17 protein-coding genes are annotated in these 17093 nt (G+C 36.3%); 5 read left to right on the forward strand and 12 right to left on the reverse strand.

Going from position 1 to position 17093, the window contains the following annotated elements; genetic code table 11:
• Window positions 1-4: 4 nt before the first annotated feature.
• The 3 genes from IPU53_RS21935 to IPU53_RS21945 form a co-directional block, all read right to left on the reverse strand.
• On the reverse strand, window positions 5-1057 hold the full coding sequence (locus tag IPU53_RS21935; RefSeq protein WP_207453185.1) for an efflux RND transporter periplasmic adaptor subunit: 1053 nt from the start codon (window positions 1055-1057) through the stop codon (window positions 5-7).
• The gene (locus IPU53_RS21940; protein ID WP_207453187.1) at window positions 1026-1721 is read right to left on the reverse strand and encodes an ABC transporter ATP-binding protein; all 696 of its coding nucleotides are present in this window, start codon (window positions 1719-1721) and stop codon (window positions 1026-1028) included. The genes IPU53_RS21935 and IPU53_RS21940 overlap by 32 nt, the downstream gene beginning before the upstream one ends.
• Before the next feature lie 842 nt (window positions 1722-2563).
• Window positions 2564-3466 carry an ArsR/SmtB family transcription factor gene (locus IPU53_RS21945; protein ID WP_207453189.1) on the reverse strand — a complete coding sequence of 301 codons (903 nt, stop codon included), beginning with the start codon at window positions 3464-3466 and terminating at the stop codon, window positions 2564-2566.
• 303 nt (window positions 3467-3769) lie between these two features.
• Between IPU53_RS21945 and IPU53_RS21950 the strand changes: the two genes are divergently transcribed.
• The 5 genes from IPU53_RS21950 (at window position 3770) to IPU53_RS21970 (ending at window position 8435) form a co-directional block, all read left to right on the forward strand.
• On the forward strand, window positions 3770-5014 hold the full coding sequence (locus IPU53_RS21950; RefSeq protein WP_207453191.1) for an extracellular solute-binding protein: 1245 nt from the start codon (window positions 3770-3772) through the stop codon (window positions 5012-5014).
• Window positions 5015-5230: 216 nt separating this feature from the next.
• On the forward strand, window positions 5231-6106 hold the full coding sequence (locus tag IPU53_RS21955) for a carbohydrate ABC transporter permease (RefSeq protein WP_207453193.1): 876 nt from the start codon (window positions 5231-5233) through the stop codon (window positions 6104-6106).
• 36 nt (window positions 6107-6142) lie between these two features.
• Window positions 6143-6988, forward strand: coding sequence for a carbohydrate ABC transporter permease (locus IPU53_RS21960; RefSeq protein WP_207453195.1), 846 nt, complete (start codon window positions 6143-6145; stop codon window positions 6986-6988).
• 26 nt (window positions 6989-7014) lie between these two features.
• Entirely contained in the window at window positions 7015-7440 is a 426-nt protein-coding gene (locus IPU53_RS21965; protein ID WP_207453197.1) for a hypothetical protein, read from the forward strand.
• A gap of 35 nt (window positions 7441-7475) precedes the next feature.
• A complete protein-coding gene (locus tag IPU53_RS21970) occupies window positions 7476-8435 on the forward strand; it encodes a glycoside hydrolase family 43 protein (protein WP_207453199.1) in 960 nt (319 codons plus the stop codon).
• 186 nt (window positions 8436-8621) lie between these two features.
• Here IPU53_RS21970 and IPU53_RS21975 read toward each other — a convergent pair whose 3' ends face one another.
• The 9 genes from IPU53_RS21975 to IPU53_RS22015 all read right to left on the reverse strand — a co-directional run bounded on the left by IPU53_RS21975 (window position 8622) and on the right by IPU53_RS22015 (window position 17032).
• Entirely contained in the window at window positions 8622-9893 is a 1272-nt protein-coding gene (locus tag IPU53_RS21975) for an ABC transporter substrate-binding protein (RefSeq protein ID WP_207453201.1), read from the reverse strand.
• 86 nt (window positions 9894-9979) lie between these two features.
• Window positions 9980-10357 carry a sulfatase/phosphatase domain-containing protein gene (locus tag IPU53_RS21980; protein WP_207453202.1) on the reverse strand — a complete coding sequence of 126 codons (378 nt, stop codon included), beginning with the start codon at window positions 10355-10357 and terminating at the stop codon, window positions 9980-9982.
• Window positions 10336-10689 (reverse strand): sulfatase-like hydrolase/transferase, encoded by a 354-nt coding sequence (locus tag IPU53_RS21985; protein WP_207453204.1) that lies wholly within the window; start codon window positions 10687-10689, stop codon window positions 10336-10338. The genes IPU53_RS21980 and IPU53_RS21985 overlap by 22 nt, the downstream gene beginning before the upstream one ends.
• Window positions 10690-10739: 50 nt before the next feature.
• Entirely contained in the window at window positions 10740-11705 is a 966-nt protein-coding gene (locus tag IPU53_RS21990; RefSeq protein WP_207453206.1) for a glycoside hydrolase family 43 protein, read from the reverse strand.
• A gap of 23 nt (window positions 11706-11728) precedes the next feature.
• Entirely contained in the window at window positions 11729-13249 is a 1521-nt protein-coding gene (gene arfA, locus IPU53_RS21995; RefSeq protein ID WP_207453208.1) for an arabinosylfuranosidase ArfA, read from the reverse strand.
• A 22-nt stretch (window positions 13250-13271) separates the two neighbouring features.
• Entirely contained in the window at window positions 13272-13880 is a 609-nt protein-coding gene (locus IPU53_RS22000; RefSeq protein WP_207453210.1) for a DUF624 domain-containing protein, read from the reverse strand.
• Window positions 13881-13980: 100 nt separating this feature from the next.
• Entirely contained in the window at window positions 13981-14805 is an 825-nt protein-coding gene (locus IPU53_RS22005; protein ID WP_242698501.1) for a carbohydrate ABC transporter permease, read from the reverse strand.
• Window positions 14806-14816: 11 nt separating this feature from the next.
• The gene (locus tag IPU53_RS22010) at window positions 14817-15719 is read right to left on the reverse strand and encodes a carbohydrate ABC transporter permease (RefSeq protein WP_207453211.1); all 903 of its coding nucleotides are present in this window, start codon (window positions 15717-15719) and stop codon (window positions 14817-14819) included.
• A 281-nt stretch (window positions 15720-16000) separates the two neighbouring features.
• Complete coding sequence (locus tag IPU53_RS22015; protein WP_207453212.1) at window positions 16001-17032, reverse strand: LacI family DNA-binding transcriptional regulator; 1032 nt, start codon at window positions 17030-17032, stop codon at window positions 16001-16003.
• Window positions 17033-17093 lie beyond the last annotated feature (61 nt).

The following is a 17093-nucleotide window of genomic DNA, read 5'->3' on the forward strand; positions in this document are numbered from 1 at the left end:
TCCTCTACTTGGTGATAATCTGATCGCCTTCTTCAAGTCCTTTTAACACTTCTACTTCAGTAGAGGAAACAATTCCTGTTTGAATATCTACCTCTCGTTTTGCATTCCCATCGATCAATTGCACATAATTTCGCCCAGTAATCGAACGAAGTGCATTCTTGGGAATAATGAGCGTATCATCCTGCTTCGCTGTAATCACTTCAAAATCAATCATATCCCCAACCTTTATATCTTTGGGCATCTTTTTTATCTCCAACATCATCGTTCTCCCATAGAACTCCGGATCTTTCTGTGAAACATCAGAAGGAACCGTTTTCGGAGTTTGCACCACTTCACCGCTCACTTTTTCACCATCAATCTGTAGAATGGCCTTCATTCCGATCTCTACATCAGATAAATCTGCTGCTTTATTCGCTGTATATTGCAGCTTAAGCTCTGTAACTTCTGCTACTTGAAAAATAGATTCATAGGCTGGGACTTCGGCTCCCTGATTTAATTCAGCCACAAAAGTTACAACACCATTAATCGGGGAAGTAATTGTTGCTTCCGCCATTTCATTATTCAACCGAGCAAGAAGATTTGTCCCCCCTTGTACATCTAACTCCGCAATCTTAATATCGTAGGAACTTACTCCTTCCTGCGCCTTCACCTGCTGCAAGCGAATTTCTGACTTTTGCAGATCTAATCTAGCCTGCTCAATGTCATAAGCAAGCCCCCCTGTATCTAATACAGCTAGAACCTGTCCTTTTTCGATCGTATCACCATTATGAACGGAAATTTCTTTCAGACGCCCTCCGTCTTTCTTATAAAACAGATCAACATTATTTTTAGGGACCATTGTTCCTAATCCCTTCACACTTTTGACGATTTTCCCTTTCGTTACCTCCACCGTTTTATAATCTAGTTGAGCTGGTTCAGTAAGTGGAGGTGCAAGGACAGCCTCTTCCTTCGGTAAGAATGTGCAACCGCTTAAAAGAATGAGCAGGAGAGTAAATAAGGTAATATTTATAGGAATTCGACTGTTTTTACACAATATTCTTATTATTTTGATAAACAATATTTCGATCCTCCAATGTATAGACATGTTCAATCATTTCTAAAATAACAGGGTCATGTGAAGTCATAATGATTGTCGCCTTTTGACTTTTTACCAATTCCTGAAAGATGTCCATAATGCGAAAACCAGTTTGACTATCTAACTCTGCTGTTGGCTCATCAGCCAAAATCAACATAGGGTCGATAGCAATTGCCCGAGCAATCGCAACTCTTTGCTGTTCTCCACCAGAAAGCTCATATGGATAATGCTTTCTTCTTTTATATAGCCCGACAATGTCAAGTGCCTCTTTTATTTTCGTTTGCCATGTTCCTCGTGAGGTTTGAGTGATCCGTAAACCAAATGCAATATTTTCCTCCACAGTCATAAAAGGAACCAAACCATAGGATTGAAAAATAAAGCCCATTTTTGCCTGTCGAAGCTTCGAGCGTTGCTTTTCGTTAAATTTCCCGATCGCTTCACCCCCTATATATATTTCTCCCGCAGTAGGATAATCAAGTGCCCCTATCAAATTTAATAAGGTTGTTTTTCCAGAACCAGACCTGCCACGAAAAGCAACTAATTGATATGTTTCAATCGATAGATTAATATTTTCCAATAGATCAACCTTGTTATTTCCACTTCCAAAAGATTTAGATACCCCTTCGATCGCCACAAGTGATTCCATATTCTTCCCTCCTTCAAAGTTGGTAGCGTTTCCATTTTTTTGTCCACTAAAGTTGACATATAATGTCCAAAGAAGTGCCGTTTTAATTGATTTTTGCTTTTCGAAACGGTGAATATAATCACCTAAAACTTCCTACTCTTTACTAACACTTGGAAAACGACTCTCAGCAGCGAGCGATCACTAGTATTCAAGCATTTTTAACAAGAAAAGCGCAAGGCGCCCGCCTATCGGCGACAAACAAAGGTTCTGAGGCAAAGAAAGGCGTTCTTTGCCTTTCATTGCCTCAGGTTATTTGACCTCAAGGGGCTAGGTGCTGGAGATGGATATCGAGCGCGAAATAAGCTAGTAATCCAAGCCAAGAATTTTATAATTTCCTAACACATGAAAAAGGATATAGGGTCAATTCACTTGTGACTCTGACACTAGATATCGAAGACAATAAAAAATAGTATACGCTTTCACTTCATCTCCCATTAATTTTTTAGCATAAACATGGTGGCTCTAGACACGTATTCAATTGATGATCACACTAAACACATTAATAACAAAGTTCTTGCATGACCATCCCTCGAATACACCTATATATACCATCTCGCTATGTTGTACGTATAATAATTATACTTATTATAAATAACCTGTCTATATATTTCAATCGATTAAAGTATTTAATATGATTATAGCTATCTATTAAGTTGATTCTAATTGAATGTAAGTTCTATAAATCAATCATTTACCTAATAGCAACTCCAGTTATGGAGATGGAGAAAGCAAATGATGAATAGGCAAAGAAAAACGATCGGTAAAATAGAGTCGCTCTCAAATTTTATCCATTGCTTTTCAAATTATAAGTAGTACATCTTAAATACAATATCTTGATCGTGATTCCCGAATTTTTTCCCGAAAATAGTTGCACCGCCAACATGTTTGGCATCTTCTTTCACTTCAATTCGTAATGTCCAGCGATCGCAATCCGTTTCTAAGTCTCCTATTACTACATCAGATAATGGATCTCCGTCAATATACGTACCATGATCGGTAATTCTGATCGTCTTCAATAGACCATATTGGTTAATATTGCTTGGCCACCAATCAGGTGTGAATTTTCCCCTTGTATCAGCAAAATCACCAGGACTTGTCCAAGTCCCCAGTTCCAAGTCGTTTAGTGAAAAAGTAATATCAGACGGCCATACATCATTAGCAAATGGGAATTCCGATGAAATTTCCAAACTAATTTCAAATTGCTGTAACTGTTCTTCTTTCTTAAGAAAGTTAGCCACATTATATTGAACAAATCCTTGGGTAAACCACAATATTTCTGCATCAACCCTCTTAGGATCCATAAAATATTTAGGATCATCCACTGGGCCGATGAAATCCTTTTCTGTAGCTATTCCACAAGTTGGTTTGAAGTCAAAATCAGTGTAATGTCCTATTGGAACGGATGTCTCATAAGAGGCAAACGAATGATAGATTTTTTTCGGAAAGTTAATTTCGATGTGATCCACTTTTAAGATAGAAATCTTTTGTCTTCCCGATTTTCCTGGAACCTTCTCGGTTCGAATGAGTCCGGCATCCTCTAATTTTTGAATATGCTTTGTTACAATCGGACTGCTAATCTTCAACTCCTCTGATAGTTCTTTAATATTCATTTTATTTTTAGATAACAATTGAATTATTTTAAGTCGCACATCACTCGCCAATGCTTGATAAACAATCAGCGATGACTGGTCTATTTCTAACTGCAACTAATTCCCTCCCCTTTCACTTTTTAAACAAAAGATTAAATCGCTATTCTTTTGGAAACATTTAAAATTATGAATAAGTATATATCATAATTTAATCATTAAAATTAAGTAAAAACAACAATATTAATCATTATTATAGTTAACTTTTTAGTTAATCAGGTAAAACTTTAATCTCATATGATTTATAAAAATATTATTGACAGCGCTTAATCATCCCTATATACTAAATCCAAGTTAATTATTTACAAGATTTATAGTTTTGTGAATAACGACTTAGTAATTTAAACTCAAGGAGAGGGTAAAATGAGAAAGAGCATTATCTCAATTCTATTGGCTGCTGCAGTCATGCTATTAGTCGCTGGATGCAGTAATGATGATAAAAATACAATTACGTTCTGGACACCTTTAACCGGGGATGATGGAGCGTATATGGATGAAATTGTAAAGGAATACAATGCAACAGATCCTGAAATTAAAGTGAAACATGTCATTACGTCTGATATGTATACGAAATTGTCCACTGTCTTAAATTCTAGTAAAGGAATTCCGGATTTAACGATTATTCATGCGGACCGTGTTCCCTCATACGTAAAACAGGGGGTTTTAGAATCGATGACAAATGTCGTCGCAGAGCAACCAGAATTAAAAGAAGAGAATTATTTACCGCAAGCTTGGTCGGTTGGGAATATTGATGGTACTCAATATACGATCCCGCTTGATATCCATAGTAATGCCATGTATTATAACGAAGATTTGCTGAAAAAATATAATGTTGAAAACTTTCTTAATGATGATGTCGTAACATTTGATGAAATGTTGTCCTTGCAAGGAAAATTAGATGAAGGCGATTACGTCCTGAATGATGCCCTATTAAGCTGGGTTATTTTAGCACAAGTGCAAAATCTTGGCGGCGATATTCAAGAAAATGGAGAACCAGCAGTAAACACAGATGTAATGAGACAAGCCATCGAGGCTGTGAAAGAATTAAGTGATGCTGGCTTAATGACGCCTTATGGTGAAGACGGTTACTTAATGTTCCAATCTGGAAACGTTCTATTTTCTACTGATGGTACTTGGAGTTCAACTGCCCATGCCGATGTGGAAGGCTTGAATTTTGGTGTCACAAATATTTACGCCTTTGAACCTGATAAATATACTAATAGAGCTTCATCTCATTTATTTTCAATGTTAAAAAGTGACTCAAGAACAGAAGAAAAAGAAAAAGGAATCGCTCATTTTTTAGATTTTATCCGCCAAAATTCAATGGAATGGGCAGAGGCTGGGCAAATTGTGGCAAGTAAAAAAGTGAATGAAAGTCCGGAATACGAACAATATATGCAATCCTTCTTCACTTCTAATGAAAAGGAAACTGAATCCCTTTACATTTATACGTATGAGTATTACGCGTACGTACAAGAGGCATTAGATAAGTATATATTAGATATTGCTCATGGGGAAATAGACATAGATGAAGGGCTTGAAACTATGGAGAAATTTGTTATAGATAAAATTAATGAAAGCGACAACGGTGAAGAGAAAACTGAATAAGTTCTCTCCATACTTATGGATAATATCTGATTCGTTCTCAAGAATTTATACGTACATCTGAGATATGAGTTTCAATCAGTGAGGGGTTATCCTACCCTTGCTGATTGATCTGTAAACCGTAACCGTTTGGTCTCCTACTCTTTTGAAAGTGAAGTTTCTTAAAACTGAAAGTTGCTCTGTTTTCTTTGGGACAGTTAGACACGAGGAGGAATCTCGATGAATAAAAAATTAAATTGGTCACCTCTTTTCTTTGTAGGTCCCCATGTCATTTTATTTGCTGTTTTTATTTTTTTACCAACCATTTATGGAATATATGCATCCTTTACAAAATGGAATTTAATCAATGATCCTGTTTGGGTAGGTTTACAAAACTATAAAACTATTTTAACTAGTACCGATTCTACGTTTCATTTTCAATTTACGAATGGATTAAAAAACACCCTTATTTTCGTTGTCCTCAGTGTCCCATTATTAATTGTGATTCCTTTAATGGTCGCTGTTGCGCTTGAACACAAACAAGTGAAATTGAAAAGTTTTATCCAATCTATTATTTATATTCCCGGCCTTATTTCCATTTCTGCTGCGGCTTTGATTTGGTCCTTAATTTTTAATAAGCAGCTAGGAATTACAGGTAATGTTTTTGGCTCTGAGACCGTTTGGGCTTCCACTCAACCTTATGCTTGGTTAATCATTATTGTCATCACCGTCTGGGGCGGTGTAGGAGGAAATATGATTATTTATCGGGCATCGATTAATGGTGTAGGTCAGGATTTATACGAATCTGCTGAAATAGATGGAGCTGGAGCGATTCGTAAGTTTTTTAGTATTACATTGCCATCTATTCGTTTTCCATTAATTTATACGTTTGTAATGACAACCGCAGGAGCCTTTAATGTATTTGGACAACCACTGATGATGACAGATGGTGGTCCAAAACAAAGCACAACAGTATTAATGATGTATATTCGTCAACTTGCCTTTAGCCATGGAGAATCTATTGCTGGAATGGCTTCCGCTATGGCAGTTTTACTAGGATTAGTCATTTTAGTTATTTCTGCACTGCAATATTATGTCATGAACCGAAATGCTTAATGAAACAAGTAAATGGAAACGGAAAGGTGTGAGAACATGTCAAAGAATAGAAATCTCTCAAAATATATTGCCTATGCATTTCTAATTATAGTCTGTTTAATTTGGGCTATACCTATCTTATTTGGAATTACAACTTCATTTCGCTCACAGGCAGAAGTTGTCTCAAGCGGTTTTAGATTATTACCTGTTAATTGGATTGTTGATAACTATATTACGATTCTTGAAAATACATCAACTGCTCCAATCCTCCGTTGGTTAATGAATTCAATTTTCATCGCAACTACGCATACACTTTTGGTTATCGTCGTTATATCAATTACGGGGTATGGTTACTCAAGATTAAGATTTAAAGGAAGAGATGCTCTTTTTTTCACCTTGCTTGGAATTTCCTTTTTTCCTGCGGTCGTCAATCTGATTCCATCCTATAAAATTATTGATGCTCTCGGGTGGGTCAATACCGCTTGGGCGATGGTCATTCCTGGTTTAGCGGGAATGGGAAATATCTTTCTTGTGCGCCAATTCATGAAGGGGATCCCATCAGAGTTAGATGAATCAGCGCGTGTAGATGGAGCAAGTGATTTCCGTATCTTTATTTCGGTTATCCTCCCGCTTATTAAACCGGTTCTAATTGTATGTGGATTGTTTTCCTTTACTGGATCATGGAATGATTTCCTATGGCCGGTTATCGTCTATACAGATGTTGATAAAATGCCAGTTACGGCTGGGCTATTATTATTGCAAGATATTTACGGAAATTATCGGATGATTGGCCAATTGATGGGTTCGGCGATACTAGCGATTATCCCAACCTTACTATTATTCTTATTTGCTCAAAAGTATTTTGTTCAATCAATTAACCTAAACTCAGGGATTAAAGGATAATTATAGTACTAATGGGGGTATCTGCCATGAACAGAGGAGTAGAAAGAAAATTATTACTAGCTGGTTCTGTATGGAATATATTTACTGCCCTGATCACAATTTTTGGCTATTCGATCTGGTTTAAGAAGACTGGTGTGAAAGGTTTAGAAGAGACAACGCTGGATCATGTCTTTGCAACAACAACTGTGGTTGATCATGTTACGAAGTTGATTGTCATGTTTGGCCTGCTCATCTTTGTCGGCGCAATTATTAACTTTATCATTTCTAAAAAAATAAGAGATGGTGAAATTCAGACAAAAATAGTCATTTGGATCGCTTGTTGGGGAGTCTTTCTCCTTTTCACTATGGACATTATTGGCTTTGTCATCTATTTAATTACATTTGTTCTATATTTGGCCAAAAACAAAGCGATTAAGCTATCCGACGAAAGAATAAAGAGTCTGTCACAGTAAAATTATTTTATAGAAAATATATAGGAGTTGACATCATGTCTACATTCAAAGCAAATAACCCCTTAATCGAGCAACGAGCAGATCCTTGGATCTATAAACATACTGATGGTTATTATTATTTCACTGGTTCCGTACCCGAATATGATCGCATTATTTTACGCCGTTCTAAAACCATTCATGGACTAGCAGACGCGGAAGAAAAGGCCATTTGGTGGAAACATGAGACTGGCCCGATGAGTGCTAATATCTGGGCGCCAGAAATACATTATATTGATGGAAAATGGTATATTTACTTTGCTGCTGCTCATACTTCTGAAACCAATGAAGGATTATTTGACCATCGGATGTTTGTTCTTGAAAATTCTTCTGCTAATCCATTAGAAGGAGATTGGGTAGAAAAGGGCCAGGTTAAAACGAAATGGGAGTCGTTTTCGTTAGATGCTACTTCTTTTGAACATAAAGGAGTCCGCTATTATGTATGGGCGCAAAAGGACCCTCATATTCCGGGAAATTCCAACCTCTACATCTCAGAAATGGAAAATCCTTGGACATTAAAAGGCGAACAGGCTTGTATCTCGACACCTGAATATAAATGGGAAAAAATCGGTTATCTTGTCAATGAAGGAGCTGCTATTCTTAAAAAGAATGGTCGTATTTTTATGACTTTTTCTGCTAGCGCTACGGATGCCAATTATTGTATGGGAATATTAACAGCCGACGAAAACAGTGATTTACTTGATCCAAATTCTTGGGTCAAAACCCCAGAACCCGTTTTCCAAACATCGGAAGAAACAGGACAATACGGCCCTGGTCATAATGGCTTCACCGTTTCTGAAGATGAAAAACAAGATATCCTTGTTTACCACGCAAGAAGTTATAAAGAGATTGAAGGAAATCCGTTATATGATCCAAATCGCCATGCACGGGTACAAGTCATTGAATGGAATGAAGATGGAACGCCAAATTTTAGAGTTCCAAGAGCAGATACAGCTTGATATATTAGAATTTTAAAACTATGACTATAGCTTGATGAACATTTTGTAAATACAATCCTCTGTGCATTCTAGTATACTAATGGTAGGAATACAAAAAAGGAATAGGCCGGAAAATCGTTAAGTTTTCAGGCCTATTCTTATTTTAATTTTTTATCATGACTATTAATGATTCTTATTCCAAATTCATTACTCTTCCGACAAAATCATATCAATTGCTTCGTTAGCTTCATTCATTAACTTCTCTGTATCTTCACCAGCCAACAATTTTTCAATCATTGGATTGATAATATCATTATTTATTGTAGGAAGCTTGTCTGATCCAAGCATAAAGGGTTCACTATATTCAATTTGCTTAAATAATTCAGTGACGATTTCATTTTCTTTCACCTCTGGATCATCTGCAACCGATTGTAAATATGGTGGAAATCCGTTTTCAATACTCCATTTTTTCCCTACTTCTGTTGTATTCCAATATTTTGCAAATTCATAGATAGCATCCTTCTTACTCGTATCAGTACTTGCCGGAATACCAAATCCTATCCCATCCATAATTGCTTGTTCTTTGCCATCATTTCCTAATGGTAAGGTTGTCACTCCATAATTGATTTCATTCTTCTTCAATCCATTATTTAACCATGGTCCGTTAATTTCCATTGCAAGCTGTCCAGCGTTCATCAGGTTATCAACCTCAGTACCGGAAATAAATTCTGGTCCAACTTTTTCCTTATGAATTAGTGTTTGAATTTTTTCCAATACATCCAATGTTGCTGCAGAGGCAAATTCCGATTTTGTTTGGTCCTCGTTTGTAAGACTTCCACCATTATCTAAAATCCAATTATAAAGAGCCGGACTTCCTTCTCTTGCAAAAGCAAAGCCTGATACATTTTTGGAAGCATCTGTTAATTTTGGTGCCATTTCTATTAATTCATCCCATGTTTTTGGCGGCGTTTCTGGATCTAATCCTGCAGCTTCAAATAAATCCTTATTCCAGTATAGATACATTCCTTGTACTTGCATTGGGATAAAATATTGAACGTCTTCACTCTGCCCCAATTGAATCGCTGCCTCGCTAAAATCATTTTTATCTACTCCATCGACCTCCCAAAAATCATCCAAAGGCTGGACGGCTCCATTTTTTACGTATTGAGCAAAATCGGCATAGTTTAATAAAACAAAATCCGGTGCCGATTGCGCTGAAATAGCTGATGGTAATTTCTCATTTAGATTTGCCCATGTCATAGTATCCATTTTCACTGTGATACCCTTATCATTATTCTTATTAAAATCCTTTACAATTTCCTTAAGGATTTCCCCGTCCGACGCAGTAAAGCCGTTCCACATCGTCAGTGTGACTTCACCGTCTTTATTATCATCCGCATCTTTTTCTCCCCCACATGCAGCAAGACCAACAACAATACAAGTAATCAATATGATAAAGTATTTTTTGAATTCAGCCATTAATCTCAGTCCCCTTTTTAAAAATCCTTCTCTTAATATAAAGAGTCGACTATTTCAGTCTCTTCTTACAAATCTCTTCCTTTTGATTACGAATCTATCGACTCTTTGTCTTTTTCAGGATCATTAGTTTTTTTCTGCCATTCCCGTAACTCGTTTCTCATTGCTTTTAAAGTTGTAGTATAGTTAATATCATCCACTAGATTCATTAACTCATATGGATCGTTATACAAATCATATAATTCCTCTTTTTGTTTTTTGTTATATATATACTTAAATTTCCCTTTTACAACCATTCGCCCAACATGGGGCTGGAGATGTCCATGTGTTTCACAAAAGACAGATGAACGCCATTTTTTAGGGGGTGTTTGAAATAAACTTAAAATATTTTCCCCATCAATGTTTTGTTCAAATTTCAGTCCCGCGGCGCCTAGGATCGTAGGAGCTAAATTAATATTACAAACCAACAGCCTAAATCGGATGGTGTCCCTTCACTCGCATGCCATTTCCCAAAATAATAATTATCGTAACCATGATCTTTTAATATGTCTAAATATGTTTGGCTACTATCAATAGGTGTCTCAAATGAATTATCTGTTTGTCCATGATTATGTGGATAAAGCCCAGTTAACATTGTTTTTCTAGAAGGAGAGCATAATGGACTAGCACAATATGCATTGGTGAACCGCGTACCCTCAGCAGCAAGCCTGTCAAAATGCGGACGTTTAATCCCGTGATGCCCGTAAAAAGCTTGGTGATCATTGACCAAAAGTACTATATTAGATCTATTTTCAACCATAAAGGCCCCTCCAATTCAAAATAAAAATCTCCTGTCTTCAAACTACAGCTTTAGTTATTTTTTAATGGTCTGCCAAACTGCGGATCACCACCTTTATCATATTCAAATGCTTGAACACACGCATGACGCCCTGCATCATGTAAGGCATCATCTGCCTCTTCATCATTTTTATGGTCGCGGACATGGTACACCAAGAGATCTCGTGAACCATCCTCCGATATTGTAAAGCTGTTATGACCAGGTCCATATTTTCTGTTTTCTTCACATGTTTGAAAAACGGGAGTCTTTGCTTTTTTCCATGATATCGGATCTAATAAATCACTATTTTCATCAGCCGTTAATAAGCCCATACTATAATTTTCATCAGTGGCACTCGCTGAATAGGTGATAAAAATCTTTTTATTTCTTTTTAAAACAGCTGGTCCCTCATTGACAAGAAAGCCGATTTTTTCCCAAGGGTATTCAGGCTTCGTTAATAGTATTTGTGATCCTTTTAATGTCCATGGATTTTCCATTTCAGAAAGATAAATGTTGGAGTGACCAAGGATGGTGGGATCCTTTTGTGCCCATACATAGTAAAGCTTCCCGGCATGCTCAAAAACAGTCGCATCTAATGAAAATGATTCCCACTCTGTTTTGACTTGTCCCTTTTCCACCCATTCCCCTTCTAGCGGATTGGCATGTTCATTTTCAAGCACGTACATTCTGTGTTGAAAGGTATTATGTTCCGGATGAGGAGCTTTGGTTGCCGCAGCCGCAAAATAAACATACCACTTGCCCTTGATATAATGGATTTCTGGTGCCCAAATCAGTTCACTCATTGGTCCAGATTGATGTTTTTCCCAAATAGTGATCGAACTAGCCTCTCTTAAACCCTCAATCGTTTTCGATTTGCGCAAGTCAATACGGTCAAATTCAGGAGCAGATGCTGTAAAGTAGTAATAACCATCTGAATGTTTATAAATCCATGGATCTGCCTGCTTTTTTAAAAGTGGTGTTGGATATTGATTGAGCATTTTTTATCATTCTCCTTCATCGTTTATATTTTGATCCGAATTACATTCCAGGAATAAGCTGGTAATTCGCTTTTAACTATCCCATCTTCAATGAAAGAATTATTTATTCGTTTTGGTGAAACCTGATCTGGACAATTTGAAGCATTAATATCATCTAAATTTAGAGAAGTTAAACCAATATGTTCAATGACCTGTTCTGGTTTAAATCCATATAAATCTGATTCTAGTAGAATACTTTCTTCAGTACGATTAATAGCAAAGATTGTTACATCCTCTTCATTTTTCACCACTACATGATCAACGGTCGGAATCTCATTAAAAAGACTATTACTATATTGATCACATGATAGCTTCGCATCCATCAAGATGCCTCTGCCAAATTGGGAGGCATGCAACATCGGATAATAGGTTGGATTTACCCAAGCTTTCCCACCAGCGTCTGTTAAAATAAGCGGAATTGTATTAACCAATAACGACTGACAACTAATTTTAATCCGATCAGCATGTCGTAAAATCGCGAGTAGCATCCCTCCGAATAGAAGAGTATCTTCCATGGTAAAATGACACCAATCAATGGGGCTGCCTGTCTTCCACTCCTCATAAGCTTGTTCAGGATAACGATGAACATTCCATTCATCAAAAGAAAGATACATTGTTTTATTGCTGCGTTTCACTGCTTTCACATAATCACAAGTTGCAATCACCTCTTTTATTTGCCGATCAAAGGCTAATGATCGAGATAAATAGGTAGGTGTATCATCTGGTTCACGCTTTTTGTAAACAGCCAAATCTTCATCTTGTGAACGATTAATATAATTGTGTAAGGATAAATAGTCTACATTCTCATAGGATTGCATCAATACCTCTCTATCCCATTCAGGATAACTAGACAAACGTGGTGTCGAGCTTCCAACAGCAACGGTCTCAATAGTAGGGTCAATCAATTTCATGGCCTTTGCTGTTTCGTTTGCTAACCTACCATATTCCTCTGCCGTTTTGCTGGCGATTTGCCAATGCCCATCAAGTTCATTTCCTAGGCACCATGTTTTTACATGATGGGGATTAACATAACCATGTTGCTTTCTTAAATCACTCCAATACGTCCCACCTTCAAAATTACAATATTCAAGGATATTACAGGCAGCCTCAATCCCTCTAGTGCCAAGGTTCACGGTCATAATTGGATCAGCTCCAACTTGTTTACACCACTCAAAGAATTCATTTAAGCCAAAAGTATTCGGTTCAATCTGTCTCCAAGCTAACTCAAGACGCGTTTTTCTCTCCTCTACAGGGCCAACTGTATCTTCCCAATTGTAACCAGATGTAAAATTACCACCGGGATAGCGAATCACCGATAAATTCAATTTTTTCACAAGCTCCATAACATCTCTTCGAAAGCCATTCTCATCTGCTTTCTCATGTCCTGGCTCAAATATCCCTGTATAGATAACCCTCCCCATATGTTCTACGAATGACCCATATATCCGCTCATCAATCGCTGAAATCTGAAAATCCTTATCTACTTTTAATCTAGCTGTTTTCAACCAAATCCCTACTTTCTAAAAATTAAATTACCAGTTGCTCAACTTTGATACTTTTGACTGCTTTATCGCTTATTCGTACTAACAAATAACCTGTAAAAGAAGCGACTACGAAAATCATGAAAGGAAGAAATAAAACGAATAAAATATCAAGAAAGACAATTCCTAATCCTAAAATCGTCCAATGAAAACGAGAAATTGTTAAAATAATCGTATTTTTAAAAATAATCCTGATTTTCTTTTCTTCTGAACGAACATAAATATTAAAAAAGTGAACAGAGAAACTCATCAATAAAAGGAAAGATAGACCTAACAACAAAAAGAGAATAAAGTTCGATGGATTCTCAATCGGTGTGATGAGCTGAACATTTTGATAAAGAACAAAAATAAAGCTAACTAAAAAGAGGCTTAACAATGATTTTTGCAAAAAGTGTTGTTTGAATTCTCCAAAAAACAAGACAAGCAGCCCTTGACTTGTTCCCTTTTTCCAAGCCCTAATGACTGTAAAAAGAGAAATTGTAGCTGGAACAATCGTAATAATGGGAAGTAAACAAATTCCCCATAAAATACTGAGCAAAATATAATCACTGAATTGAATGAGTTGAGAATAAAAACGGCTATGATAAAATCCCATTATTTTTGCCTCCCAATGTATGAAAGAAAATTTATTCCATATTAACTAGCTGTAAGACCCCCAAAACCTCAAAAGAAGTCTAAATGAGGGTAGTCTCGTTTTATTCTTTTAATCCAGACATAGCCACTCCTTGGACAAAGTATTTTTGTGCAAAAATATACACAATTAACAAAGGTAGCATAGAAATAACCGCACCTGCCATAACCGGACCGTAGAAGGAAATATTTTGACCTGTAAATAGCGCGAGCCCGGCTGGTAATGTCCGCATTTCTGTCGCACTTGTAAGCAGTAACGGATACAACAAATCATTCCAATTATTCATTAGCGTAAAAATAGCAAGCGTTAACATCGCTGGCTTACAGAGCGGCAGCATAATCTTAAAAAAGATCTTAAATTCGTTTAACCCGTCAACGCGTGCTGCTTCTTCAAGGTCTTTTGGAAGCGAGACAAAGAACGATCGCATCATAAATATTCCAAAAGCACTCGTCATTCGCGGAAGTATTAAGCCTATATAAGAATCAATCATATTTAACTGATTCACCTCAATAAATAGAGGAATCATAAAAACCTGGAATGGAATCATCATCGATAAAAGCACAAGGTAAAATAAAACTGTTCGTCCTTTAAATTGCATCCTCGCAAATGCATAGGCTGCTAATGAATCAAAGAATACTGATGTAATCACAACTCCACCCGCAAAAATAACAGTGTTTTTTATATAATCCAGCAAAGGGATTGTAGACCAGACTTGAATATAGTTTTCAAATGTATATCTATCGGCAAACACTCTTGGTGGAAAAGAAATAATATCCTTTTCAAATTTAAAAGAAGATACTAAAAGCCAAAAAAACGGAAACATAATTAGGATTACTACAAGAAGCATGATGATTTTATAACTTATTTTTCCGATTGTAAGTTTTTTCAACTTTATCCCTCCTACATCATTTGGCTTTCTTTTTTATTAAGATAGAGGTTAATCGAAATTGAGATCACTGCAATGATGATAAATAGAATTGCGGACACTGCAGATGCATATCCCAGCTCATAAGGTGCTGAAAAGCCTCTGTTATAGATATACTGAACCGCTGTCTCGGTCTTAAATTGCGGCCCCCCATTTGTCGTCACATATACCTGATCAAAAACCTGCATGGAACCAATGAAATTAGTTAAAATACAAAAACTTAAAGAAGGTATTAACTGTGGAATCGTAATTTTAAAGAATTGCTGAATTTTCGTTGCACCGTCCATTTCAGCAGATTCATAGAGCGAATTAGAAATCCCTTGAATACCTGCTAATAAAATCATCATTGTTACCCCAAAGTTTTTCCAAACAGTCAGAATTGCAACTGTCGGCATCGCCAAAGCAGGATCGCGAAAGAATTGTGGAATCGGCATGCCCAATTTTGAAAATAAATAAGGGATGGAACCGATGTTTGGATCCAATAACATGGACCAAACAATTCCAATTGAAGTAAGAGAACATACAACAGGAATAAAAAATACAGAGCGACAAAATTTATTAAACACATTATTTTTCGACAAGATCACAGCGAACACTAACCCAATAGCGATTTGGATCGGTGTTTCTAAAATAGTAAAGTAAAGCGTATGTAACAAGGAATTGATTGCCCGTTGATCGGAAAAGAATTTAATGAAATTATCTAATCCCGTAAAAGCTGTGTTGGTAAAAAATATGTTGATATCGAAGAAACCTAAAGCAAAGGTCCCAGCTAAAGGGATAAAAATAAAGGCAATTAATATAATCAAAGATGGTAATAGAAAGAGATAAGCAGCGTGATTAGGTTTATTCCAGTAATTTCCTATACGCTTCATATACATTTTGGACTTCCTCCTTTTTTTAGAAAATAAAGCTCTTGTAAAAATATTGCTGAACTTTTAATAGAAGTTTAGAATTTCTTACATATGCTTCCAAACAAAATTAGCTGTCAGGTTAAGGTGCTCATATGTGATTATTTACAACCATGCAAATATTCCCTCCATTATGCGGTTTCATAATTAGAACTTACTATTTAAATCGTTTTAAAAAATGGATATTAAGGATGAATGGTTATAATCAATAATGTTATAAAAGTCCAAAATAGACTTTTATAACATTATCTTCAATTTTTCGCTCCACAAGTTTCTCTAACAACAAGTTCAGTTGGTACAATTGTCTGAACCTCATTCACTTCTTCATTTTTCAATATGTTAATAATTTTTTGTGCTGCAAGTTCACCGATTTTTCGCATTGGTTGATAGATTGTCGTTAATGAAGGGATCGTCATTGAAGCCATATCGATATCGTCACATCCAATCACAGCAACATGTTCAGGAACATTTAATCCTGCTTTTTGTAAGGCATCCATTGCACCAATGGCCATCAAGTCATTCCCGGCAAATATAGCATCAAATTCGACATTGCTTTGAAGTAGTGCTTCTACCACTTCTACACCATTTTCATATACAAATTCCCTTTCAAAAACTAAAGATGGATCGAATAAAAATTTTGATTCTTCCAAGGCCTTTCGATACCCCTCTAATCGATCAACACTTACTTGGTAATCCATCGGGCCTGAGATATGGACGATCTTTTTTCTCCCAAGATTAAGCAAATGTTTTGTCGCATCATACGCCCCTCCATAATCATCTCTCTCTACTGTGACTATATTGTCATAATGCCATTTACTCAGATAGACAAGAGGGAAACCAGATCCAATTATTTCAAAGATATTTTTATCTTCAATTGTAGATGGCCACAAAATAAAGCCATCCGCTCTTCGATTTTTTAGAATTTTACTGTATGAAGCTTTTTCATCATCCATCTTTGGTGTTGTGGAGATCATTAAGTGGAAATCATTTTTGACAACCGTATCCATAATCCCTTCTAATAAATCAACAAAATAAGGATGTGTAAAAGCATTGTGTGTCGTATCAGGAAAAATTAGCGCAATAGTATCCGCTTTCTTTGATCGCAGACTCCTGCCGATTTCATTGGGAACATAATTTAATTTTTTTGCTACCTCTTCCACATGTTTTCTTGTTTTAATATTTACCCTCTTGTCCCCCGATAAAGCTAAAGAAACAGTGGCAGGTGAAACTCCTGAAATCTTGGCAATATCCTTTAGGGTGACAAAATCCTTTTTATTCTTCATTCATACCTCCTGTTTTAAAACGTTTTAAATCCCTTTTAAAAAAATATATAGTTCATCTCTA

This window comes from Bacillus sp. SD088 (assembly GCF_017355205.1).
Classification (GTDB): domain Bacteria; phylum Bacillota; class Bacilli; order Bacillales; family Bacillaceae_C; genus Lederbergia.

What these genes read in the sequence shown, in the direction of transcription:
- IPU53_RS21975 (WP_207453201.1), bottom strand. Translation starts at nt 9,893, where the DNA reads ATGGCTGAATTCAAAAAATACTTTATCATATTGATTACTTGTATTGTT.
- IPU53_RS22015 (WP_207453212.1), bottom strand. Translation starts at nt 17,032, where the DNA reads ATGAAGAATAAAAAGGATTTTGTCACCCTAAAGGATATTGCCAAGATT.
- IPU53_RS21940 (WP_207453187.1), bottom strand. Translation starts at nt 1,721, where the DNA reads ATGGAATCACTTGTGGCGATCGAAGGGGTATCTAAATCTTTTGGAAGT.
- IPU53_RS21955 (WP_207453193.1), top strand. Translation starts at nt 5,231, where the DNA reads ATGAATAAAAAATTAAATTGGTCACCTCTTTTCTTTGTAGGTCCCCAT.
- IPU53_RS21960 (WP_207453195.1), top strand. Translation starts at nt 6,143, where the DNA reads ATGTCAAAGAATAGAAATCTCTCAAAATATATTGCCTATGCATTTCTA.
- IPU53_RS21990 (WP_207453206.1), bottom strand. Translation starts at nt 11,705, where the DNA reads ATGCTCAATCAATATCCAACACCACTTTTAAAAAAGCAGGCAGATCCA.
- IPU53_RS21950 (WP_207453191.1), top strand. Translation starts at nt 3,770, where the DNA reads ATGAGAAAGAGCATTATCTCAATTCTATTGGCTGCTGCAGTCATGCTA.
- IPU53_RS21965 (WP_207453197.1), top strand. Translation starts at nt 7,015, where the DNA reads ATGAACAGAGGAGTAGAAAGAAAATTATTACTAGCTGGTTCTGTATGG.
- IPU53_RS21985 (WP_207453204.1), bottom strand. Translation starts at nt 10,689, where the DNA reads ATGGTTGAAAATAGATCTAATATAGTACTTTTGGTCAATGATCACCAA.
- IPU53_RS22010 (WP_207453211.1), bottom strand. Translation starts at nt 15,719, where the DNA reads ATGTATATGAAGCGTATAGGAAATTACTGGAATAAACCTAATCACGCT.
- IPU53_RS21970 (WP_207453199.1), top strand. Translation starts at nt 7,476, where the DNA reads ATGTCTACATTCAAAGCAAATAACCCCTTAATCGAGCAACGAGCAGAT.
- IPU53_RS22000 (WP_207453210.1), bottom strand. Translation starts at nt 13,880, where the DNA reads ATGGGATTTTATCATAGCCGTTTTTATTCTCAACTCATTCAATTCAGT.